The organism is Rhodobacter maris (genome assembly GCF_900217815.1).
In the GTDB taxonomy this organism is placed as follows: Bacteria; Pseudomonadota; Alphaproteobacteria; order Rhodobacterales; family Rhodobacteraceae; genus Rhodobacter; species Rhodobacter maris.
In genome coordinates, this window is the sequence record NZ_OBMT01000010.1 from 63068 (window position 1) to 84415 (window position 21348).

Consider the following 21348-nt stretch of genomic DNA (forward strand, 5'->3'; position numbering starts at 1 on the left):
CGAGTCGGTCCGTGCGTGAGCGGTATCAGGCTATCCTCTCTTCGGGGCCGTGGGCAAGCACCGGCACATCTTTTGCGCCCGCCGAGCCGCGCCCCGAGAGCGAGGGGTTTTCCATGAAGAAGCGATGGCAGGAGAACAGATCCTTGCCCTCGGGCAGCGAGCGCAGGAAGCGTCCGTCCGGCCCGAGCACCCAGCTTTGCGCCGTGTCGGCCATGTTCGCCGCCATGATCTGGCTGACGATCTGCGCTTTCACGGTCGGGTTTTTTGCCTCCACGAGCGTTTCCACCCGCCGCGTCAGGTTGCGCCCCATCCAGTCGGCCGACGAAAAGAACACCCGTGCCGAATCCGAAGGCAGGCCTGCGCCATTGCCAAAGCAGACGATGCGGGAATGCTCAAGGAACCGCCCGACGATGGATTTGACGCGGATATTCGCGCTCAGCCCCTTGATGCCGGGGCGCACGCCGCAGATGCCGCGCACGACGAGCGAGATTTTTACACCCGCGTTCGAGGCGGCATAAAGCGCGTCGATCACCTCGGGGTCAATGAGCGAGTTCATCTTCGCCCAGATTTCGGCGGGGCGGCCCGCGCGGGCGTGTTCGGCCTCCGCCGCGATCAGATCGAGGAGCCGCGGCTTGAGCGTGATCGGCGAGATCGCAAGGTTTTCAAGCCCTTCGGGCTGCACATAGCCCGAGAGATAGTTGAAAACCTTCGTCGCATCCCGACCCAGCGGCGCGTTGCAGGTGAAAAAGCTCAGGTCGGTATAGATCCGCGCGGTGATCGGGTGATAGTTGCCGGTGCCGTAATGGGTATAGGTCACCAGCGCATCGCCCTCGCGCCGCACCACGGTCGAGATTTTCGCATGCGTTTTCAGGTGCATGAAGCCATAAACGACATGCACCCCCGCGCGTTCGAGCCGGCGCGACTGGCGGATGTTCGCGGCCTCGTCAAAGCGCGCCTTGAGTTCCACCAGCGCGGTGACGGATTTGCCGTTCTCCGCCGCCTCGCAGAGCGCGTCCACCACGGGGCTGTCTTTCGAGGTGCGGTAGAGCGTTTGCTTGATTGCCAGCACATTCGGGTCATTCGCCGCCTGGGTGAGGAAGCGGATCACCATGTCGAAGGTTTCATAGGGGTGATGGAGCAACATGTCCTTTTGCCGGATCGCGGCGAACATGTCGCCGTCGTGATCCTGCACCCGCTCGGGCACGCGCGGCACGAAGGGCGGCCAGAGCAGGTCGGGGCGGCTGTCGAGCACCAGCTCCTTCAGATCGGCGACGCCAAGGAGGCCCTTCACCTCGACGACCTCGTCGGGGGCGACCTGCAGCTCTTCCATGATCAGCCGCCGCAGCGCCTTGGGGGCGCCGGTAGTAATCTTCAGCCGGATCACCTGGCCACGGCGGCGGCGCTTGAGCGCGGTCTCGAACTCGCGCACGAGGTCTTCGGCCTCATCCTCGACCTCGAGATCGCTGTCGCGCAGCACCCGGAAGGCGCAATGCCCGGTCTCTGTATAGCGCGGAAACAGCATGTCGAGATGAAGGAGCAGCAGCTCCTCAAGCGGCAGGAACCGCGGCGCCTCGCCCGGCAGGGTGACGAACCGGTCGATCTGCTGCGGGATCGGCAAAAGCGCCTGCATTCGCCGCTTGTCACCCTCCCGTTCGAGTTCAAGCGCAAGGCAGAAGCCGGTGTTGGGAATGAAAGGGAAGGGGTGCGCCGGGTCGATCGCGAGCGGCGAGAGCACCGGGAAGACATTGGCGAGGAAGTGATTTGCGAGGAACTTGCGATCTTCGGCGGTGATCTTCGAGCGGGTCAGAAGCTGGATGCCGGCCTCTTCCATCTCGCGGTTGAGCCGGTTCCAGGTCGATTGCTGTGTTTCCATCAGCGCGCGGGCATCGGCATTGATCAGCACGAGCTGTTCGGAGGGGGTGAGCCCATCGTCGGAAGGCAGCGCATTGCGCTCGCGCACCAGTTCCATCAGCCCCGCGACGCGCACGGTATAGAATTCATCGAGGTTGGTGGCCGAGATCGAGAGGAACCGCAGCCGCTCCAGCAGCGGCACCCGCGGGTTCGCCGCCTCTTCCAGCACGCGCCAGTTGAAGGCGAGCCAGCTCAGTTCGCGGTTGAAGAAGCGCTTCGGTCCGGTGAGATCCTCTGCGGGGAGCTCATGCGGCACGGGGAACGGGGCGGTGAGGAAATCTGCCTGTGTCATGGAGGGCTTATGCGCGGCCTTTGTGTGGGTTGCGTGACAATAGGCGCGCTCATCGCAAAGTGTCCAGCACCTCGGCGGCCATCGTGCGGCTGACCGGGCGGCGCTCCTCCAGCGCACGGGCATCGAGTGCGGCCACCAGCGCGCGCGCGGCGCCGAGCGAGCGCTCCATCCGCGGCACGAGCCAGCTCACCAGTGTCTGCGGCACGGCGAGCTGCCGGTCGGTGAAAAGCTTCACCAGCACCGCCCCCAGAAGGGCATCATCGGGCGGTGCAATATGCACGGCCGTGGTGGCATCGAGGCGGCTTTTCAGATCGGGCAGGCGCAGTCCCCAATCACGTGGCGGCGCATCGGCGGTGAAGAGAAGCCGCCCGCCCTCGGCCGCGATCAGGTTGATCAGATGGAAGGCGGCTTCTTCGGCCTCGGGGGCGCCGCGCAAGTGCTGGGCATCCTCCACCACCACCGCGCCCTGTGCCGCGAGCCGTTCCGCCTCGGCGTTGCCCAGATCCGCAACCGCGACCACCTCCGCTCCCCGCTCCTCCGCCCAGATCGCGGCCAGATGGGTTTTGCCCGCGCCCTCGGGGCCGATGAGCAGCATCCGTCCGGCGGGCCAGGCCTCGGGCGCGTCGAGCGCCGCCAGCGCCAGCGCATTGGCCGGGGCGACGAAGAAATCCTCCCGGCCCCGGGCTTGGCGCACAGGCAGATCGAAAGCCATCTGCCGGATCATCTCAGCTCTCTTTCCCGCGGGGGCCGTTTTCGAGCGCGTCGGAGAGCGTGGTGGGGCTCTCGGCCTTCTGCCATTCGAGCCCCTGATAAAGCCTTCCCTCGCGGTAATGCTCGATCGCGAAGCGCACCAGAACGCCGATCATGGCCGCGAGCGGCACCGCGACCAGCATGCCGACGAAGCCGAAGAGCGTGCCGAAGGCGGAGAGCGCAAAGATCAGCCACAGAGGATGCAGCCCGACCGAGCTGCCCACGAGCCGCGGCGTGATCACATTGCCCTCAAGAAACTGGCCCAGAGCGAAGATGCCCGCGATCACGCCGATCGAGAGCCAGTCCCCCCAGAACTGGAACAGCGCCAAGCCGATGGCCAGCACACCGCCAACGAGTGCGCCGACATAGGGAATGAAGGTCAGCATCCCGGCGATGGCGCCTGCGAGCAGGCCGAAATTCAGCCCCGCTGCCATCAACGCCACGGCATAGAAGGTGGCAAGGATCAGGCAGACCGAGATCTGTCCGCGCACGAAGCCCGAGAGAACGCGGTCGATCTCGGCGGCAAGGCGGCGCACGGTGGGCGCATGATCAAGCGGCAAAAGCCCGTTCACCTTGGCGACCATATTGTCCCAGTCGAGCAGCATGTAGAATGCGACGACCGGCACGACAACGATGAACACGAGCGCATTGACCACGCTCATCGCCGAAGAAAGGAGCGTCTGTGCCAGTTCTGCCCCGCGTGCCTTGATCGCCGCACCGACCCCGGCCAGTGTCTCGTTGATCACCGAGCCCGGTTCCATCAGCGAAGGGAAGGTGGAGGTGAGGAAGGCCTGCAGCCGTGCCGCGATCTCGGGCGCGGTCTCGACGAGGCCGGAGAGCTGGCGCACGAGCGTGGGCACGATGGCGAGGCCGAGAATAACGAAGCCGAGCGTGGCAATGAGGGCGATGGTTGCGGTGGCGAGCGCGCGGCTTGCCCCCGCGCGTTCGAGCCGGTCGGCCAGCGGGTCGAGGAAATAGGCGATTGCGCCGCCGACGAGGAAGGGCAGGATCACATCGCCGAGTTTCCACAGCACGAGCCCGAGCCCCGCCGCCGCGACACTCCAGTAAGTCACCTGTTGCCGCACCGGCAAAGCCATGAAGATCCCCCTGCAATCCGTTGGCAGGATCGCGTTTTTATGGCCCGGTTTCAAGCGTTCTCGCATCTGCAGCGAAGAGGTGACGTTGATGTGACGCAACCGCGAGGCGGGGCGCCCGGGTGCGATCGCATCCCCGCGGCAGGCCCGGCCCGGTGTGGTCCGCTAGCCGACCACTTCGGGGGCGATGGTCATCTCGGCCTGTTTCGGCCCCGGATAACGGAACACGATGCGGCACAAGGGCGGCGGCGACATCCGCTCGACCAGACGGAATTTGACCGCGAAGCCGGAGGCTTCGAGATAGGCGAGTACTTCCGCCCCGGCCTCGGGCGGCCCGCCGATCTGGCGCAGCTCGACAATCCGCACGCCGCGCAGATGATGGCGCATCAGCGCATGGTCGACCTCGGTCAGGAAACCGGCCGAGAGGGAGGGGGCCGGTGGAAGAGGCGTGGAAGAGGGGCTGAACGCATCGGTCATGGGCTCACAATGACAAGAGCCGTGCCCGGTTCCAACCGGAAAATTCGGCGCAGCCCTGCGTCATGGGCGGCACCTTGCCGAAACGGCCGGGTCTTGGCGCGCGCTTGCCGGTCGCACCGGGGGGAGGTGCGACCGGCGGCCCATCGCGCCCGCGCGGTTGTCCGGGCCGGGCGGGCAGGATCCGGCGCAGCCGGCACCGCGGGGGCGATGCCGCTCGCGGCTGCGCCAAGCGCGGCCCGCAGCCAGGGGCTGCGGGCTTGGCCGTCAATCGGCCATCTCGAGAGCGCGAATCCGCGTCACCCGGCATTCATAGCTCTGATCGGCGATGCGAAACTCGCCGGTCCCGTTCCAGTTCGCATCGACGCTGAACTGTGCCGAAAGCGGGGCCAGATAGGCGCTCGCCCCGCCGCCTTCGGTGGTGACGATCACTTGCCCCTGCAACGCGCCGACCAGAATCTGGGTGCCGAGCCCGGTGGCATGGGTGACGCCGGTGATGCGGCCGGAGAATTTCTTCGGATGCTGGGTGCCTTCGAGCATCGTGCCCGAGGCGGTGCCGTCGATCGTCTGCAATTCGCCCTGAACGGCCAGTTGCAGTTGCATCGAGCCCGCGCCGACGCGACCGGTTTCGAACTGAAGTTTCACGAGCTGGAGATCTTGCGACATGGGGTCGACCTTTCTTTGAACGATGTCGGGTGAAGATATCGAAGCGTTTCGTCGACCGGGGGCGCCGGTCGCACGACAGGTCATCTCGCGTCAGGCCGGGGGCGCCGTCTGGGAGCAAGCGGGCCGTCCGTACAGGATCGCAACACAACCATAAGGCGAGTCGCGGTTTTCGCACAGGACTTTTTGCAGCCTGCCTCCCCGCGGCAGAGGGCGTTCAGTCGAGTTCGAGCCAGAGCCTGCCATTCCGGTAGCCCCCGCGGATCAACCGACCGGGCAGGCGCAATTCGGGGTGGTCCGTTTCCCAGTCGCGGAACCGGTCGTTGGTGATGATCCGCGCGTCGAATTCCCGTGCGGCGGCAAGGAGCGTCGGATCGGCCGGTTGCCCTTTCGGGACCACCAGGACCTGTGCCTCGGGCAGGCCGATCCGGCGCGCGAGAACGGCGTCGTCGCGGTAGCGGCCCTCAAGCTTGTAGCCTGCATTCGCATCGAAGACGACTCCGGGGCGGAACCCCGCCGCCTGCAGCGGCGCCACGATTTCTATCACCGGTTCGAGCGAGGGTGTGTTGTCGCGCCAATGCATCACATTGGAGCCGTCGATCAGGATTGCGGGCCGGGCGCGACCGATGCGCCATCTGCGCAGGACCAGAAGCAGATAGACGAGGGCGAGGAGGATCAGAAGCGGCAGGCTGTCGAAAAAGAGATCCATGGAAGACCTTTGCGGGAAATGGGCGCAACATGGCAGGATTGCGGGCGGCGGAAAAGCGGCCGATTGCCCCGCCCTGCGCGATGCAGCGCGATCTTGCTCCGGGCGGCCGTTTCCTCTACCCAGCCATGAACCCTAACCCGCTCCAGAGGCTTGCCATGCGCCTGTCCCGCTACTTCCTGCCCGTTCTCAAGGAAAACCCCGCCGAGGCGCAGATCGTCTCGCACCGGCTGATGCTGCGCGCCGGCATGATCAAGCAGCAGGCGGCGGGGATCTATTCCTGGCTGCCGCTCGGTTTCAAGGTGCTCAAGCGCATCGAACAGATCGTGCATGAAGAGCAGATCCGCGCCGGGCACATTCCGCTGCTGATGCCGACGCTGCAATCGGCGGATCTGTGGCGCGAGTCGGGCCGTTACGATGCCTATGGCCCCGAGATGCTGCGCTTCAAGGACCGCCACGACCGCGAGATGCTTTACGGGCCGACGAACGAGGAGATGATCACCGACATCTTCCGCGCCCATGTCAGCTCGTATAAAGAACTGCCGCTCACGCTTTACCATGTGCAATGGAAGTTCCGCGACGAGGTCCGCCCCCGCTTTGGCGTGATGCGCGGCCGCGAATTCTACATGAAGGACGGCTATTCCTTCGACTTGACGAAGGAAGATGCGCTCCACGCCTACAACCGCCATATGGTGAGCTATCTGCGCACCTATGAACGGATGGGGCTCACCGCCATTCCGATGCGCGCCGATTCCGGCCCGATCGGCGGCGACAACACGCATGAATTCCTCGTGCTCGCGCAAACCGGCGAGAGCGAAGTGTTCTACGATGCGAAGGTGCCCGAGCTGAAACTGGGCGACCGCGAGGTGGATTACGACGACCGCGCCGCGGTGGCCGCGATCTGCGAAGAGTTCACCACGCTTTACGCCCGCACCGACGAAACGCATGACGAGGCGGTGTTCAACCAGATCCCGGAAGAGCGCCGTTGCGTGGGCCGCGGCATCGAAGTGGGGCAGATCTTCTATTTCGGCACCAAATATTCCGAGGCGATGGGCGCGACCGTCTCCACCCCCGATGGCACCCGTGTGCCGGTCGAGATGGGCTCGCACGGGATCGGCGTCTCGCGCCTTCTGGGCGCGTTGATCGAAGCGAACCACGACGACAAGGGCATCATCTGGCCGGAGGGCGTGACGCCCTTCCACTGCGGTATCGTCAACCTCAAGCAGGGCGATGCGGCGACCGATCTGGCCTGCGAGGGGCTTTACAAGGCGCTTGTCGCCAAGGGGCTCGAGCCGCTTTACGATGACCGTGAAGAGCGCGCCGGGGCGAAATTTGCCACCATGGACCTGATCGGCCTGCCGTGGCGGATCACCGTGGGCCCGCGTGGGCTTGCCAATGGCGTGGTCGAGCTGACCTCGCGCCGCACCGGCGAAAGCGAGGAGCTTTCGGCCGAGATCGCGGTGGCCCGCATTACGGAGATCTATGCCGGAAAGTGAGCCGTCCCCGGCTTGAAAACGGCTTTGAAATCGGGCCCGCGCAGGACATGTGCGGGCCCTTTTCTTCACGGCGCAGGCACGGGTTCTTGAAGGATCGTGTTCTGAGTTTCCCTTTTGAAACATTGAATTAGGTGGTCGCGAGGGGCATCTTCGGAGCCAGATAAACGTCTCTGAAGGACCACGACCATGAAAAAACTGGGTATTGCCATCGCTGCGTTGGCCGGCCTCGCAGCCCCCGCCTTCGCCGGTGGGATGAACGCGCCCGTGATGGAAAGCACGCCGATCGCGGCTATGCCCGCTCCGGCGGCGGTGAACTGGCAAGGCTTCTACGCCGGTGCCACGGCCGGGGCTGCAACGGGTGGTCGCAGCACTTACAAATTCGCCGGCACTGAGTCCTCTGACTCGTTTGGCAGCGGCAGCTACGGGGTCTTCGGTGGCTACAACTATCAGCTCGACCGCATGGTCTACGGCGGCGAGCTTGCGCTGCAGGCGACTGACTACGACCTCGACAACGGCGGCGGCCACTTCAACAACATGCTCGACCTGAAAGCCCGCGTGGGCCGGACCTACGGCGCGCGGGGCGAGTTCCTGCCCTATGCCTTCGTCGGCTATTCGAAAGGCCAGTGGAAAAACGTGAGCGGCCTGAGCAATGACGACCCCGATGGGGTGAACTACGGTCTCGGCGTCGATTACGCGCTCACCGATAAATGGGTTGTCGGCGCGGAATTCATCCGCCGCGAACTCGATGCCGATTACGACGGCGGCAACGGTAAAGTTGAGAACAATTTCAACTCCGTTGCCGTGCGCGCTGCCTACCGTTTCTGAGCGGGCGCAAGATCTGAACCGGAAGTGGGGGGCTCTTGCCCCCCTTTTCATGCGTGCTGCGCGAGGCAGCTTTGTCACACCGCGCGCTGGTCTTGCGGGCGTTGACACGCCTGCCTGATAGGCGCATATCCGCCACATCATAACCCGCAACCGGGCGTTCCGTGGGCGCCAAACCGACGAGGAGGACATATGTCCCAGGTCACTCTTTCCTTTCCCGATGGCGCGAAACGCGAATTCCCCGCAGGGGTGACGGCGGCCGAAGTGGCGGCCTCGATCTCGAATTCGCTCGCCAAGGCGGCGATTTCGGCGCAGCTCGACGGCGCGCATTGGGATCTGCAATGGCCGATCACGCAAGATGCGCGGATCTCCCTCAACACGATGAAAGACCCGGTCCCGGCGCTCGAACTCATCCGCCACGACCTTGCGCACATCATGGCGCGCGCGGTGCAGGAGATCTGGCCCGATGTGAAGGTGACGATCGGGCCGGTGCGCGATGCGGGCTGGTTTTACGACTTTGACCGCGCCGAGCCCTTTACCCCCGAGGATCTGGGGCAGATCGAAGCGCGGATGAAGCAGATCATCAACGCCCGTGAGCCGGTGAAAACCGAGGTCTGGTCGCGCGCGGCGGCGCTGAAGCACTATGAGGAGACGAACGAGCCCTACAAGGTCGAGCTCGTCAACCGCATCCCCGAAGATCAGGCGATCCGCATGTATTGGCATGGGAACTGGCAGGATCTCTGCCGCGGCCCGCATTTGCAGCACACCGGGCAAGTGCCCGCCGATGCCTTCAAGCTCACCCATGTTGCGGGCGCCTATTGGCTGGGCGACAGCACGCGGCCGATGCTGCAGCGCATCTACGGCATCGCCTTCCGTTCGCGCGACGAACTGAAAGCGCATATGACGATGCTGGAGGAGGCCGCCAAACGCGACCACCGCAAGCTCGGCAAGGAGATGGACCTCTTCCACATGCAGGAAGAGGCCCCCGGCCAGGTGTTCTGGCACCCGAACGGCTGGACGATCTACACGCAGCTTCAAGACTACATGCGCCGCCGCCAGCGCGCCGATGGCTATGTCGAGGTGAACACGCCGCAGGTCGTGAACCGCAAGCTCTGGGAGGCCTCGGGCCACTGGGAGAACTACCGCGAGAACATGTTCATCGTCGAGGTGGACGAGGAGGGCGCGCGGGAAAAGGTGATCAATGCGCTCAAGCCGATGAACTGCCCCTGCCATGTGCAGATCTTCAACCACGGGCTGAAATCCTACCGCGACCTGCCGCTGCGGATGGCGGAATTTGGCTCCTGCGCGCGCTATGAACCCTCGGGGGCGCTGCATGGCATCATGCGGGTGCGCGGCTTCACGCAGGACGATGCCCACATTTTCTGCATGGAAAGCCAGATCGAGGCGGAAACGAAGAAATTCATCGAGTTCCTCTCGGCGGTCTATGCCGACCTCGGCTTTGACAAATGGCGCATCAAGCTCTCCACCCGGCCCGAAAAGCGGATCGGCACCGAGGAAAGCTGGGATCATGCCGAAGCGGCTCTGGCGAACGCCGTCACCGCGGCGGGCTATGAATACGAGATTTTTGAGGGCGAGGGCGCGTTTTACGGGCCGAAGCTCGAATTCGTGCTCACCGATGCGATCGGGCGGGACTGGCAATGCGGCACGCTGCAGGTCGACCCGAACCTGCCCGAGCGGCTCGATGCCAGCTATATCGGCCAGGACGGCGCCAAGCACCGCCCCGTCATGCTGCACCGCGCCTGCCTTGGCTCGTTTGAACGCTTCATCGGCATGCTGATCGAGAACTTCGCGGGCAAGATGCCGCTCTGGCTCGCGCCGCGACAGGTTGTCGTCGCCTCGATTGTCTCCGAGGCTGATGATTACGTCGAGGAAGTGGCGGCCAAACTGATCGCGGCGGGGCTGCGTGCCGAATGCGACACCCGCAACGAGAAGATCAATTACAAGGTGCGCGAGCACAGCCTCGGCAAGGTGCCCTATATCTTTGCAATCGGCCTCAAGGAGGTCGAAAACCGCACGGTTTCGGTCCGCCGTCTCGGCGACACGCGCACGGAGACCGTGGCGCTCGACGCAATTGTGGCCGCTCTTGCGGCCGAGGCGACCCCGCCCGATATGCGCTGAAAAGGCCGGTGATGCCCCCCGGTTCCGTGCCCTCTGAACGGGGGGCGCAACCGGGGCGTGCGCGGTTGCCGCTACGGCAGCCTTTGCCCGCCTGCGGCGCTTTGACCGTTGCTTTTTGATGTGCCTGTGTCAGGCTTTCCCTGCGTGAGCAAAAGACTTTCTATCCGCTCCCTCTGGGGCAGCCGGGGATTTGGAAGGCGTGGCTGCACGTCTTGCGGCAATGATGCCGCGGGATAACTGCGAGGAGAGAACTATGGCTACCGGAACCGTGAAATGGTTCAACACCACCAAGGGCTACGGCTTCATCGCCCCCGATGGCGGCGGCAAAGACGTGTTCGTGCATATCTCGGCGGTGGAACGCGCCGGGCTGAAAGCACTCAGCGACAACCAGAAGATCAGCTACGAACTGATCTCGGGCCGCGATGGCCGCTCGTCGGCCGGAGAGCTCAAACTGCTCTGACCGGTCGACGGTGTCGTCGGAGGCCCGCGGCGCCCGCGCGGGCTTTTCTTTTTCGGATTGGTTTGGTGGTTTCCTTCGGCCGCGCGGGCTTGGTTTCGCGCGGCCGTTTCCCTGCGGCAATTACCGCCGCGGGACGGCCTTTTCAGTCGTCGAGATCTCCCGGGCTCAGGCCAAGCGCCCGCGCAAGCCGTGCGCGTTCCGTGACGCTCGGGCGGGCATGGCGCGACTCGAATGCCGCGATCAGTGGCGCGGGAATGCCCGATAGTTCGGCAAGGTCGGCGATGCTGAAGCCTGCGGCACGTCGCCACGCCAAAAGGGGAACGGCCCCGGCGCTGAGCCAGGCAAGCTGGGTCCAGTAATCGGGCCGGTCCTCAAGCTCATCCGCCAACTCTAGGCGATGGTTCACAGCGATCATCTGCGTGCCTCCTGCACGTCCCGACCGCGTTCGTCGGGGTATCATGCAGTAATGCGCCCGTTTCGGGCGGATTGCACGTTTTGGCATGGTTAAGAGAAATCCGAAATGCGCGGCATTCGAGCAATCGGGCGGGGCTCAGAGCTGCGCCTGTTGCGCCGCCCAGTCCCAGCCGAGGGTAAGCCCGTTGCCGCGGATCACCGGGCGCTTCATCAGCGTCGGATGGGCGGCAAGGAGCGCCGCGATCGGTTGCGCGCGCGCCTCCTCGGAGAGGCCGCGCCAGGTGGTCGAGGACCGGTTGATCAGTTCTTCCCCGAAGGCCGCCTCGAATTCGGCGATTTCCGCGGGCGAAAGTGGCTCCTTGCGTATGTCGCGCAGCACCGGCGCCTTGCCGGCCGCGGTCAATGCCGTGAGCGCCTTTTGCACCGTGCCGCAGGTCTTGATGCCATAAACAATCATTTCGCCTCCACCAGTTGGCCGCCCTCGAGCCGCAGCACCCGGTCCATCCGGGCGGCCAGCTCGAGGTTATGGGTTGCAATGAGCGCCGAAAGCCCCGTTGCGCGCACCAGTTCCATCAGCGCGGCAAAGACGGTTTCCGACGTCGTCGGGTCCAGGTTGCCGGTGGGCTCGTCGGCCAGCAGCAGCGCTGGCGCATTGGCGAGCGCGCGGCAAAAGGCAACGCGCTGCTGCTCGCCGCCCGACAGCTCGGAGGGGCGGTGGCTCTCGCGGGCGCTGAGCCCGACGCGGGCCAAAAGCTCGCGCGCCCGCGCCTCGGCTGCCTTGCGGGGGGTGGCATTGGCAAGCTGCGGCAGCACGATGTTTTCGAGCGCGGTGAACTCGGGGAGCAGGTGGTGGAACTGGTAGACAAAGCCCAGAGCCTCGCGCCGCGCCGCGGTGCGCGCGCCGTCCTTCGCCCCGGTCATGTCCATGCCGTTGATCATCACGCGTCCGGCATCGGGCGTGTCGAGAAGCCCCGCGATATGCAGGAGCGTCGATTTTCCCGCGCCCGAGGGGGCGATCAGCCCCACCACCTGCCCGCGGGGAATGACCAGCGCGGCCCCCTTGAGGACAAGGATTTCATTGGGGAGCCCACGGTGATAGCCCTTTTCGAGCGCGTCGAGCCGCAAAACCTCATTCATAGCGCAGCGCCTCCACCGGGTTGAGCCTTGCGGCGCGGCGCGCCGGGAAGATCGTCACCACGAAACTGAGCCCGAGCGCGAGGCCCACAGATTTGAGCACGTCATAGGCCTGCAGCTTTGCGGGCAGCTCGTAAATGCCGCGGATCGACGGATCCCAGGCGCCACCGCCCGAGAGCCAGTTCACCCCCGCCATCACATGCGCGATGTTGAGCGCAAGCACCACGCCCACGGCCACGCCCATCGCCGTGCCGATCACGCCGGTGAAAGCGCCGCACAAAAAGAACACCCGCATCACCGAGCCCTCGGTCAGCCCCATCGTGCGCAAGATCCCGATGTCGCGGCCCTTGTTCTTCACCAGCATGATCAGCCCGGAGGTGATGTTCATCGTCGCGATCAACACCAGCACCGAGAGGATCACGAACATCACGTTATCCTCCATCGTCAGCGCGCGCAGGAAGCTGCCTGAAGCGTCGCGCCAGCTCCAGAGCATCGTGCCCGCGCCGCCCGCTTGCAAAAGCGCCGGGGTGAGGTCGTCGACCTGTTCAGGGTCTTCGACCATCACCTCGATCTCGTCGGCGCCGCCCTCGCGGTTGAAGAAGCTCTGGGCCTCGGCGAAGGGCATGTAGATCCGGGTCCGGTCGATGTCCCAGCGCCCGGCGGTGAAGATATAGACGACGCGGTAGGCGTTGACGCGGGGCGAGACGCCGAACGGGGTTTTTACACCGTTGGGTGAGATGAGTTTGACCATGTCGCCCACGGTCACGCCCAGTTCGCGCGCAAGCTCCGAGCCCATGGCGATGCCCTGATCGAGGCTTTTGATATCCCCTTGCGCCGGATCCGAATGGGCGATGCGCGGCACGGTGAGCAGGTCGTCAAGCGCGATGCCATAGACCTCTGCCACGTTCGAGCGTTCGCCCCAGTTCGCCATCACCTGGCCGCGAATGAGCGGCGCGGCGCGGGTGACGCCGGGGATGGCGGCGATGGCCTGGGCGCGCTTTGCGTAATCGGCCATCAGGTTCGAATAGATACCGGTGCCGGGTTCCACTTCCATCTGTGCCGAATAGACCGTGACATGGGCGTTGGAGCCGAGGATCGTGTCGACGAATTCGGCGCGGAAGCCCGCGCGCACCGCGAGTGTCAGGATCAGCGCGGCCACGCCCAGCATGATGCCGATGAGCGAGATCCAGGTCATCACGGAAACGCCGCCCTCGGCGCGGCGCGCGCGCAGGTAGCGCCAGGCGATCAGGAATTCGAAGCCGGAAAACGGCGCAGTGCTCTTGGCCATGAAGGGCGCTCCCAAAGGTCGGCGCAAGCTGGCGTGGCGGTGCCAAAAGGTCAAGGGCGCGGGGATAAAACCCCCGCGAGCAATGGCGGGCCCCGGCGCCGGCCCCCGCGGCGGATCGGTTGATCGTCCTGCTGCGCCGCTCCCGCCTGTCCGATACCTGTCACGGCCCGCGGCGCCCCCTTGCTCCCTTGGGCAGGCCGCGTTAGGGCAGGGGGATGGAGAGCCTCGCCTATACCCCCCGCGGCGCGCTGACGCCGAACCGTCCGCTTGCCGATCTCACCTGGCTGCGCGTGGGCGGCCCGGCCGACTGGTTGTTCCAGCCCGCCGACGAGGCCGATCTGGCCGAGTTTCTGCGCGCGGCTCCCCCCGAGGTCGCGGTCTTCCCGATGGGGGTGGGCTCCAACCTGATCGTGCGCGACGGCGGGATCCGCGCCGTCGTGATCCGGCTCGGGCGCGGCTTCAACACGATCGAGGTGGCGGGCGAAACGGTCACCGCCGGCGCTGCGGCGCTCGATGCCCATGTGGCGCGCCGCGCGGCGGAAGCCGGGCGTGATCTGACCTTTTTGCGCACGATCCCCGGCTCGATTGGCGGCGCGGTGCGGATGAATGCGGGCTGTTACGGCGCTTATGTGGCGGATCACCTCGTCTCTGTGCGGCTGATCACCCGGGCCGGCGCGGCGCTCACCCTCCCGGCCGCCGACCTGCATCTTGGCTATCGTTCCTCCGAGATTCCGGAGGGGGCGGTGATCGTTTCGGCCACGTTCCGCGCCCCGCCCGGCGATCCGGCGGCACTCGCGGCAAAGATGGAGGAACAGATCGCGAGGCGCGACGCCTCTCAGCCCACGAAAGAGCGCTCGGCGGGCTCCACCTTCCGCAACCCTTCCGGGGCCTCGTCCACGGGCCGTGCCGATGACACGCATGAGTTGAAAGCCTGGGCGGTGATTGACCGGGCGGGGATGCGCGGCGCGCGGCTTGGCGGCGCGCAGATGAGCGAAAAACACTCGAACTTCCTGATCAATGCCGGGGGCGCCACGGCGCGCGATCTTGAGCAACTGGGCGAAGACGTGCGCAAAAAGGTTTTGCAGACCCAGGGAATTTCGTTACAATGGGAAATCATGCGCATCGGCGAATATTGAGGCCTGAGGCGCAACTATAACAAGATCATGAGGCCCCGGAGCAATCGGGGCGCAAACGGACCGGGGCAAACCCGGCAGAGGCGAAAGTGGCGGGTATGTCGAGCAGGGCAACCCCCCTTGTGGCGGTATTGATGGGCGGGCCTTCGTCTGAGCGCGAGGTGTCTTTGTCTTCGGGGCGTGAATGCGCCCAAGCGCTGCGGGTGGCGGGGTTTGACGTTCTGGAGATCGACGCGGGGGCGGACCTCGCGGAACGGCTCAAGGCGGCCGCACCTGATGTCGTGTTCAATGCGCTTCATGGCCGGTGGGGCGAGGATGGCTGCGTGCAGGGGCTGCTGGAATGGTTGCGCCTGCCCTATACCCATTCGGGCGTGCTGGCCTCCGCGCTGGCGATGGACAAGGCACGCTCCAAGGAAGCCTATGTCGCGGCGGGCCTGCCGGTGGCCGAGAGCCGCCTTGCGCGCAAGGACGAAGTTGCCGCGGCGCATGTGCTGCCCGTCCCCTATGTCGTCAAACCCTATAACGAAGGCTCCTCGGTCGGCGTTTATCTGGTGCTTGAGGGTGCGAACCGCCCGCCGGTTCTGTCTGCGGCCATGCCCGAGGTGGTGATGGTGGAGGCCTATGTGCCCGGGCGTGAGCTGACCTGCACGGTGATGGGCGATCACGCGCTTTCGGTCACTGAGATCCTCACCACCGGCTGGTATGATTACACGGCGAAATATGCCGCCGGCGGCTCACGCCATGTCTGCCCGGCCGAACTGCCCGGGGAAATTGCCGCCGCCTGCCGCGACTATGCCTTGCGCGCCCATCGTGCGCTCGGGTGCCGCGGCGTGAGCCGCACCGATTTTCGCTGGAACGCGGCGGAAGGGCTTGCGGGGCTGATCCTGCTTGAAACCAACACCCAGCCCGGCATGACCCCTACCTCGCTCGCGCCGGAACAGGCGGCGGCGGAGGGGATCGATTTTCCCGCGCTTTGCCGCTGGATTGTGGAGGATGCCTCATGCGACCGCTGAGCGCTGATCCGCGGTATCCCGCCGCGCCGCCCGCCCGCGGCCCCGCCGCCGCGCCGCGCGCTTTTGGTCCCGCCAAGTTGCAAAAGCCGATGCGCCGCAGCGCGCCGCCCTCGCGCCTTGCCTTCCGCCTCGAGCGGCTCTGGTTGACCCCCTTCGTGCGGCTGGTCACCCGGGTCGGTGTGCCGGTCTTCTGCGTCACGCTCGGTCTCGGGCTCTGGCTTGGCAACCCTGACCGGCGCGCCGAACTCGTCGAGCAATATCAGATCCTGCGCACCGAGATCCAGAACCGCCCCGAATTCCGCCTTTCCACCCTGAGCGTCGAGGGCGCTTCGGCCGAGGTGGAAGGCGCGGTGCGTGCGCTTTTGCCGGTGGGGCTGCCCGCCTCGCGCTTCGCCATCGACCTCGACAGTTACCGCGCCGCGATCCGCCGCCTCGATGCCGTGGAATCGGTGATCATCGTGGTACAATCGGGCGGCACGCTCGATGTGCGGGTGACCGAGCGTGTGCCGGTGATCCTGTGGCGCACCGCGCGCGGCATCGAGATGCTCGATGCGACCGGGCACCGTACCGCCGCGCTCACCCGCCGCGATGCCCGTCCCGACCTGCCCTTGATCGCGGGTGAGGGGGCGGATCGCGCCGTCCCCGAAGCGCTTGCCATTCTCGCCGCGGCGCGCCCGATCCTGCCGCGCGCGCGCGGCCTTGTGCGGGTGGGAGAGCGGCGCTGGGATCTGGTGCTGGACCGTGGCCAGCGCATCCTGCTGCCAGAGGAGAACCCGGTGCGCGCGGTCGAACGCACGCTTGCGCTTGATAGCGCCGAAGACCTGCTCGCGCGCGATTTCACCCGCCTCGATCTGCGCTCCGAAGCGCGCCCGACGATCCGCCTGAGCGCGGCGGCGCTCACCGCGCTGCAAGACGCCCGGGCTCTTTCCACTTCAGCAAAGGCCTCCCCATGACCGAGTTCCACAAGACTCAGCGCGCCATGCGGTCGATGCGCACCGCCGCGATGAGCCGCGGCGTGATCGCGCTTCTCGACATCGGCACGTCGAAGGTTTCCTGCCTCGTGCTGCGCTTCGACCCGCCCGAACCGGCGAATGACGTGGTCAGCCCGCTCTACCGGCAATCGGCGATGCGGGTGGTCGGCGCCAAAACGATAGCCGCGCAGGGCGTGCGCTATGGCGAGATCGACGCGATGGTGGAGACCGAGCGCGCGATCCGCACCGTGGTGCAGGCAGCGCAGAAGATGGCGAATACGCGGGTGGATCACGTCATCGCCTGTTTCTCGGGGGGCGATCCGCGCTCTTACGGGCTGGCGGGCGAGGTCGAGGTGGCGGGGAGCCATGTCGACGAGCAGGATGTGGCGCGCGTGCTCGCCGCCTGCGATTTGCCGCATATCGGGCCGGGCCGTGAGGTGCTCCATGCCCATCCGGTCAATTTCGCGCTCGATCACCGCTCCGGTCTCGGCGATCCGCGCGGGCATGTGGGGGCAAGGCTCGCGACCGACATGCATATGCTCACCGTTGATGGCGCGGCGGTGCAAAATATCATCCACTGCATCCGCCGCTGCGATCTCGAGCTTGCGGGCATCGCAAGTTCTGCCTATGTCGCCGGGCTTTCGGCGCTGGTGGAAGACGAGCAGGAGCTGGGCGCGGCCTGCATCGACATGGGCGGCGGGGCGACCGGGATTTCGATCTTTTTGAAAAAACACATGATCTTTGCCGATGCCGTGCGCATGGGGGGCGATACCGTGACGCGCGACATCGCCGCGGGGCTCCAGGTGCCGATGGCGATGGCCGAGCGCATCAAGACCTTCCATGGCGGCGTTTATGCCACCGGCATGGACGACCGCGAGATGATCGAGCTGGCGGCGAATTCCGGGGACTGGGAAAAGGACCGCCGCCGGGTGAGCCGCACCGAGCTGATCGGCATCATGCGGCCTCGCGTCGAGGAGATCCTTGAGGAGGTGCGGGCACGGCTCGATGTGGCCGGCTTCGACCTGCTCCCGAGCCAGCAAATCGTGCTGACTGGCGGCGCGAGCCAGATCCCGGGGCTTGACATGCTGGCGGCGAAGATCCTTGGGCAGAACGTGCGGCTTGGCCGCCCGATGCGGGTGCAGGGCATGCCCGAGGCCGCACGCGGTCCCGGGTTCTCGGCAATGGTCGGGCTCGCGCTCTTTGCGGCCTGCCCGCAAGACGAGTGGTGGGATTTCGAGATTCCCGTGGAGCGTGTGTCGGGGCGCTCTTTCAAGCGCGCGATCCGCTGGTTCCGCGACAACTGGTAAGTCAATAAAAAGGGGAATCCCGATTCGATTCCCCCAAATGCTGAAGCATGCGCGAAATACCGCCAAAAGCGGCATTTGCCCCTCCATATTTTGTGGAAACCCTGTGTTTTTTGGGTGACGCGCAGGGGAAAGCCCGGTAATATTGGGTCTAATTGCGGGGACAGTCGGCCGGCACAAGGCCGCGTGAACATACAGGCGGACTCCAATGACCTTGAATCTGATGGTATCAGAGAACGAAGACCTCAAGCCGCGGATCACCGTTTTCGGGGTCGGCGGTGCGGGCGGCAATGCGGTCAACAACATGATCGACAAGGCGCTTGAGGGCGTCGAATTCGTCGTGGCCAACACCGATGCGCAAGCCCTGCAGCAGTCGAAATCGCAAGCCCGCATCCAGATGGGCGTGAAAGCGACCGAGGGGCTGGGCGCCGGGGCGCGGCCCTCCGTCGGCGCGGCCGCGGCCGAGGAGACGATCGAGGAAATCGTCGATCATCTCGTGGGCGCGCATATGTGCTTCATCACTGCGGGCATGGGGGGCGGCACCGGCACCGGGGCCGCGCCGATCATCGCGCAGGCGGCGCGTGAGCTGGGCGTGCTCACCGTGGGTGTGGTGACGAAACCTTTCCAGTTCGAAGGCCCCAAGCGCATGCGTCAGGCCGAGGCCGGTATCGAGGCGCTGCAAAAGGTCGTCGACACGCTGATCATCATCCCGAACCAGAACCTGTTCCGGCTCGCCAACGAAAAAACCACTTTCACCGAAGCTTTCGCGCTCGCGGATGATGTGCTCTATCAGGGCGTCAAGGGGGTCACCGATCTGATGGTGCGCCCTGGCCTGATCAACCTCGACTTCGCGGATGTGCGCGCGGTGATGGACGAGATGGGCAAGGCGATGATGGGCACGGGCGAGGGGCAGGGCGATGATCGCGCCGTGGTGGCCGCCGAGAAGGCGATTTCGAACCCGCTTCTGGACGAGATCAGCCTCAAGGGCGCCAAGGGCGTGCTGATCAACATCACCGGCGGCTATGACCTGACGCTGTTTGAACTCGACGAGGCGGCGAACCGCATCCGCGAGGAAGTGGACCCGGATGCCAATATCATCGTTGGCTCGACGCTCGATCCGAACATGGAAGGCATGATGCGCGTCTCGGTGGTCGCCACCGGGATCGATGCGGCCCCGGCCACGACCGAGATTCCGGTGCCGCGCCGCTCGATGGCCGAACCGCTGAAAGCGGCCCATGCCCCGGAGCCGGTGAAGCCCGCGCTCAGCGTGACCGCGGCGCAGCCGGTGATGGCGGCCGCCTCCGCACAGCCCGCACCGCAGCAGGCCCCCGCCGCGCAACAAAGCTATGACCGGTCGCTTTTCGAGGCGCCGGTTGCCGAGGCTGCGCCCGTCGCGCCGCAGCCGGTGGCGCAGGAGCCCGCCGAGGACGAGTTGCCTCCGCCCGCTTACCAGCCGCGCCCGGCCGTGCAGCAGCATGCCGAGCCGACGGGCTATGCCACGGGCTATGAAGATGAGGCCAATTTCGTCGCGCCGCGTCCGCGCGCGCCCGGAACGCCCTCTCCGGAAGCGCTCGCGCGGCTGCAGGCAGCGGTGAACAAGGTGCCCGCAGGCGGGTATCAGCGCCCCGCGACGCCCGCCGCCGCGCCGATGGCCGCCAGCCGTGCCGCGGCTCCCGCCGCGCAGGCGCCCCTGCATGGCGGCGGCGAGAAAGGCCGCTTCGGTATCAATTCGCTGATCAACCGCATGACCGGCCATGGCGGCGAAGGGGCCGTGGCGACTCAACGGACGATGCCTGCCGCGCCGCAGCATCAAGCTTACGAGGATGAGGCGGAAAACGATCAGGACCGGATCGAGATCCCCGCTTTCCTGCGTCGTCAGGCGAATTGACGCATCACGAAATGCCGCAGAAGGGCTGGGGAAACCTGGCCCTTTTTATTTTTAAATCAGTGGCTTGGGCTGGTTTCGGCGGGGTTTTGCCGGGGTCGGGCGTTAATGTTTCAGTCTGTTGCAAAAGGTGAGTTGTGATGCGGAGCCATGCTCCTTAACTGACACTGGGAACCCCGGACCGGATCAAATGTTGGGTTGATACGGCGGGGGGGTTGGGAATGAAAGGCGCATGATCGTGCAAACGACGCTTGCAAAAACCGTCACCTTTGAAGGGGTGGGGCTCCATTCGGGCGCTCCGGTGCGCATGGCGCTGCACCCGGCGCCGGCCGATCACGGCATCACTTTCCGCCGCACCGATCTGGTGCAAGCGGCGGCGCGTGGCGAGGTCAAGCCCGGGGCGGATCCGCGCATCCCGGCGCTTTGGGATCGTGTCACCCCGTCGAAACTCTGCACCCTGATCGAGAATGCCGATGGCGTCTCGGTTTCGACCATCGAACATGTGATGGCGGCGCTCGCCGGGCTTGGCGTGACCAATACCCTGATCGAGATCGACGGGCCGGAAGTGCCGATCCTCGACGGCTCGTCCGCCCCTTTCGTGGCGAAAATCCGTCGCGCGGGTCTGCGCGCGCTCTCTGCCCCGCTCAGCGCGATCCGGGTGCTCAAACCCGTTGAAGTGCAGCTTGGTGACGCCCGGGCGCGGCTCGAGCCCGCGGCGGCGCTCGAGATCGATTTCGCGATCGACTTTGCCGATGCGGCGATCGGGCGGCAGGAAAAACGGCTGAAAATGTCGAACGGCGCCTTCGTGCGCGAGTTGATGGACAGCCGCACCTTCTGCCGTCAGTCCGATGTCGAATTCATGCAGGCCAACGGGCTTGCGCTGGGCGGCACCTATGAAAACGCCGTCGTCGTCGACGGGGACAAGGTGCTCAGCCCCGGCGGGTTGCGCCATGCCGATGAGGCCGTGCGCCATAAGATGCTCGACGCGATGGGGGATCTGGCGCTTGCCGGTGCGCCGTTGATCGCGCGCTATATCGGCCAGCGTGCCGGTCATGCGCTGACGAACCAGCTTCTGCGCGCGCTCTTCGCCGATCCGCGGGCCTGGCGGCGCGAGACCTGCTCGGCCGATGAGGTGCACCGGCTCCCCGGGGCGGGCGTGCTGCGCCCGGTTGCCGTCGCCGCGCGCTGAAAATCGGCGTTACCTGACGCCCCTGCGGCCGGGAACCCCCCGGCCGCATTGCATTTTTGCGCCCTCAGGGGACACCAAGGTGATGCTGCGGCCGGGCTTCGGTCACGGTTGTGAAAGCCCCTGCCTTCGGTGCGAAAGGCGTTTTGCGCCGCCGATTTTTCTGTGCTAGGAGGGGCGAAGCACGGCCCGTCTTGGGTTGCAAGCGATGGC

20 protein-coding genes are annotated in these 21348 nt (G+C 65.7%); 10 read left to right on the top strand and 10 right to left on the bottom strand.

Features of this window, described 5'->3' with window-relative positions:
* Nucleotides 1-25: 25 nt before the first annotated feature.
* The 6 genes from CRO22_RS13295 to CRO22_RS13320 form a co-directional block, all read right to left on the bottom strand.
* Complete coding sequence (locus tag CRO22_RS13295) at nucleotides 26-2203, bottom strand: RNA degradosome polyphosphate kinase (protein ID WP_097070653.1); 2178 nt, start codon at nucleotides 2201-2203, stop codon at nucleotides 26-28.
* A gap of 49 nt (nucleotides 2204-2252) precedes the next feature.
* Nucleotides 2253-2927 carry a P-loop NTPase family protein gene (locus tag CRO22_RS13300; protein ID WP_097070654.1) on the bottom strand — a complete coding sequence of 225 codons (675 nt, stop codon included), beginning with the start codon at nucleotides 2925-2927 and terminating at the stop codon, nucleotides 2253-2255.
* Between the two features lies 1 nt (nucleotide 2928).
* A complete protein-coding gene (locus CRO22_RS13305; protein ID WP_097070655.1) occupies nucleotides 2929-4050 on the bottom strand; it encodes an AI-2E family transporter in 1122 nt (373 codons plus the stop codon).
* A gap of 162 nt (nucleotides 4051-4212) precedes the next feature.
* Nucleotides 4213-4524 (bottom strand): hypothetical protein, encoded by a 312-nt coding sequence (locus CRO22_RS13310; RefSeq protein WP_097070656.1) that lies wholly within the window; start codon nucleotides 4522-4524, stop codon nucleotides 4213-4215.
* A 264-nt stretch (nucleotides 4525-4788) separates the two neighbouring features.
* Complete coding sequence (locus CRO22_RS13315) at nucleotides 4789-5187, bottom strand: DUF1842 domain-containing protein (protein ID WP_176518644.1); 399 nt, start codon at nucleotides 5185-5187, stop codon at nucleotides 4789-4791.
* Between the two features lie 214 nt (nucleotides 5188-5401).
* On the bottom strand, nucleotides 5402-5893 hold the full coding sequence (locus CRO22_RS13320; RefSeq protein WP_097070658.1) for an NYN domain-containing protein: 492 nt from the start codon (nucleotides 5891-5893) through the stop codon (nucleotides 5402-5404).
* 155 nt (nucleotides 5894-6048) lie between these two features.
* On the opposite strand from CRO22_RS13320, the gene proS reads away from it, so the two are divergent.
* From proS to CRO22_RS13340, 4 genes are all read left to right on the top strand, one after another.
* Nucleotides 6049-7386, top strand: coding sequence for a proline--tRNA ligase (gene proS, locus CRO22_RS13325; protein ID WP_097070697.1), 1338 nt, complete (start codon nucleotides 6049-6051; stop codon nucleotides 7384-7386).
* A gap of 186 nt (nucleotides 7387-7572) precedes the next feature.
* Nucleotides 7573-8211 carry an outer membrane protein gene (locus CRO22_RS13330; protein WP_097070659.1) on the top strand — a complete coding sequence of 213 codons (639 nt, stop codon included), beginning with the start codon at nucleotides 7573-7575 and terminating at the stop codon, nucleotides 8209-8211.
* 189 nt (nucleotides 8212-8400) lie between these two features.
* Nucleotides 8401-10347, top strand: a complete 1947-nt coding sequence (gene thrS, locus CRO22_RS13335) for a threonine--tRNA ligase (protein WP_097070660.1) — start codon at nucleotides 8401-8403, stop codon at nucleotides 10345-10347.
* A 253-nt stretch (nucleotides 10348-10600) separates the two neighbouring features.
* Complete coding sequence (locus CRO22_RS13340; RefSeq protein WP_097070661.1) at nucleotides 10601-10807, top strand: cold-shock protein; 207 nt, start codon at nucleotides 10601-10603, stop codon at nucleotides 10805-10807.
* 142 nt (nucleotides 10808-10949) lie between these two features.
* Here the strand turns inward: CRO22_RS13340 and CRO22_RS13345 are convergent, their stop codons facing one another.
* The 4 genes from CRO22_RS13345 to CRO22_RS13360 form a co-directional block, all read right to left on the bottom strand.
* Nucleotides 10950-11222, bottom strand: a complete 273-nt coding sequence (locus tag CRO22_RS13345) for a helix-turn-helix domain-containing protein (RefSeq protein WP_176518645.1) — start codon at nucleotides 11220-11222, stop codon at nucleotides 10950-10952.
* A 135-nt stretch (nucleotides 11223-11357) separates the two neighbouring features.
* The gene (locus tag CRO22_RS13350; RefSeq protein ID WP_097070663.1) at nucleotides 11358-11678 is read right to left on the bottom strand and encodes an arsenate reductase family protein; all 321 of its coding nucleotides are present in this window, start codon (nucleotides 11676-11678) and stop codon (nucleotides 11358-11360) included.
* The gene (locus CRO22_RS13355) at nucleotides 11675-12358 is read right to left on the bottom strand and encodes an ABC transporter ATP-binding protein (RefSeq protein WP_097070664.1); all 684 of its coding nucleotides are present in this window, start codon (nucleotides 12356-12358) and stop codon (nucleotides 11675-11677) included. The genes CRO22_RS13350 and CRO22_RS13355 overlap by 4 nt, the downstream gene beginning before the upstream one ends.
* Complete coding sequence (locus CRO22_RS13360; RefSeq protein ID WP_097070665.1) at nucleotides 12351-13643, bottom strand: lipoprotein-releasing ABC transporter permease subunit; 1293 nt, start codon at nucleotides 13641-13643, stop codon at nucleotides 12351-12353. Before CRO22_RS13360 ends, CRO22_RS13355 begins: the two co-directional genes overlap by 8 nt.
* Before the next feature lie 215 nt (nucleotides 13644-13858).
* Here CRO22_RS13360 and murB point away from each other — a divergent pair, with 215 nt between their 5' ends.
* From murB to lpxC, 6 genes are all read left to right on the top strand, one after another.
* Nucleotides 13859-14779, top strand: coding sequence for a UDP-N-acetylmuramate dehydrogenase (gene murB / locus CRO22_RS13365; protein ID WP_097070666.1), 921 nt, complete (start codon nucleotides 13859-13861; stop codon nucleotides 14777-14779).
* A 95-nt stretch (nucleotides 14780-14874) separates the two neighbouring features.
* Nucleotides 14875-15789, top strand: a complete 915-nt coding sequence (locus CRO22_RS13370; RefSeq protein WP_176518646.1) for a D-alanine--D-alanine ligase — start codon at nucleotides 14875-14877, stop codon at nucleotides 15787-15789.
* Nucleotides 15777-16742, top strand: coding sequence for a cell division protein FtsQ/DivIB (locus CRO22_RS13375; RefSeq protein WP_097070668.1), 966 nt, complete (start codon nucleotides 15777-15779; stop codon nucleotides 16740-16742). The genes CRO22_RS13370 and CRO22_RS13375 overlap by 13 nt, the downstream gene beginning before the upstream one ends.
* A complete protein-coding gene (gene ftsA / locus CRO22_RS13380) occupies nucleotides 16739-18067 on the top strand; it encodes a cell division protein FtsA (RefSeq protein WP_097070669.1) in 1329 nt (442 codons plus the stop codon). The genes CRO22_RS13375 and ftsA overlap by 4 nt, the downstream gene beginning before the upstream one ends.
* A gap of 205 nt (nucleotides 18068-18272) precedes the next feature.
* Nucleotides 18273-19952: a cell division protein FtsZ gene (ftsZ, locus tag CRO22_RS13385; protein ID WP_097070670.1), complete on the top strand. Its 1680-nt coding sequence runs from the start codon at nucleotides 18273-18275 to the stop codon at nucleotides 19950-19952.
* A gap of 235 nt (nucleotides 19953-20187) precedes the next feature.
* Nucleotides 20188-21138, top strand: coding sequence for a UDP-3-O-acyl-N-acetylglucosamine deacetylase (lpxC, locus tag CRO22_RS13390; RefSeq protein ID WP_097070698.1), 951 nt, complete (start codon nucleotides 20188-20190; stop codon nucleotides 21136-21138).
* Nucleotides 21139-21348: the final 210 nt, after the last annotated feature.

Coding starts and splice junctions, on each gene's coding strand:
- CRO22_RS13340 (WP_097070661.1), top strand. CDS start 10,601: ATGGCTACCGGAACCGTGAAATGGTTCAACACCACCAAGGGCTACGGC.
- ftsZ (WP_097070670.1), top strand. CDS start 18,273: ATGACCTTGAATCTGATGGTATCAGAGAACGAAGACCTCAAGCCGCGG.
- CRO22_RS13310 (WP_097070656.1), bottom strand. CDS start 4,524: ATGACCGATGCGTTCAGCCCCTCTTCCACGCCTCTTCCACCGGCCCCC.
- CRO22_RS13345 (WP_176518645.1), bottom strand. CDS start 11,222: ATGATCGCTGTGAACCATCGCCTAGAGTTGGCGGATGAGCTTGAGGAC.
- murB (WP_097070666.1), top strand. CDS start 13,859: ATGGAGAGCCTCGCCTATACCCCCCGCGGCGCGCTGACGCCGAACCGT.
- CRO22_RS13350 (WP_097070663.1), bottom strand. CDS start 11,678: ATGATTGTTTATGGCATCAAGACCTGCGGCACGGTGCAAAAGGCGCTC.
- CRO22_RS13305 (WP_097070655.1), bottom strand. CDS start 4,050: ATGGCTTTGCCGGTGCGGCAACAGGTGACTTACTGGAGTGTCGCGGCG.
- CRO22_RS13330 (WP_097070659.1), top strand. CDS start 7,573: ATGAAAAAACTGGGTATTGCCATCGCTGCGTTGGCCGGCCTCGCAGCC.
- ftsA (WP_097070669.1), top strand. CDS start 16,739: ATGACCGAGTTCCACAAGACTCAGCGCGCCATGCGGTCGATGCGCACC.
- CRO22_RS13360 (WP_097070665.1), bottom strand. CDS start 13,643: ATGGCCAAGAGCACTGCGCCGTTTTCCGGCTTCGAATTCCTGATCGCC.
- CRO22_RS13355 (WP_097070664.1), bottom strand. CDS start 12,358: ATGAATGAGGTTTTGCGGCTCGACGCGCTCGAAAAGGGCTATCACCGT.
- CRO22_RS13300 (WP_097070654.1), bottom strand. CDS start 2,927: ATGATCCGGCAGATGGCTTTCGATCTGCCTGTGCGCCAAGCCCGGGGC.
- proS (WP_097070697.1), top strand. CDS start 6,049: ATGCGCCTGTCCCGCTACTTCCTGCCCGTTCTCAAGGAAAACCCCGCC.
- CRO22_RS13375 (WP_097070668.1), top strand. CDS start 15,777: ATGCGACCGCTGAGCGCTGATCCGCGGTATCCCGCCGCGCCGCCCGCC.
- CRO22_RS13370 (WP_176518646.1), top strand. CDS start 14,875: ATGTCGAGCAGGGCAACCCCCCTTGTGGCGGTATTGATGGGCGGGCCT.
- CRO22_RS13315 (WP_176518644.1), bottom strand. CDS start 5,187: ATGTCGCAAGATCTCCAGCTCGTGAAACTTCAGTTCGAAACCGGTCGC.
- thrS (WP_097070660.1), top strand. CDS start 8,401: ATGTCCCAGGTCACTCTTTCCTTTCCCGATGGCGCGAAACGCGAATTC.
- CRO22_RS13295 (WP_097070653.1), bottom strand. CDS start 2,203: ATGACACAGGCAGATTTCCTCACCGCCCCGTTCCCCGTGCCGCATGAG.
- CRO22_RS13320 (WP_097070658.1), bottom strand. CDS start 5,893: ATGGATCTCTTTTTCGACAGCCTGCCGCTTCTGATCCTCCTCGCCCTC.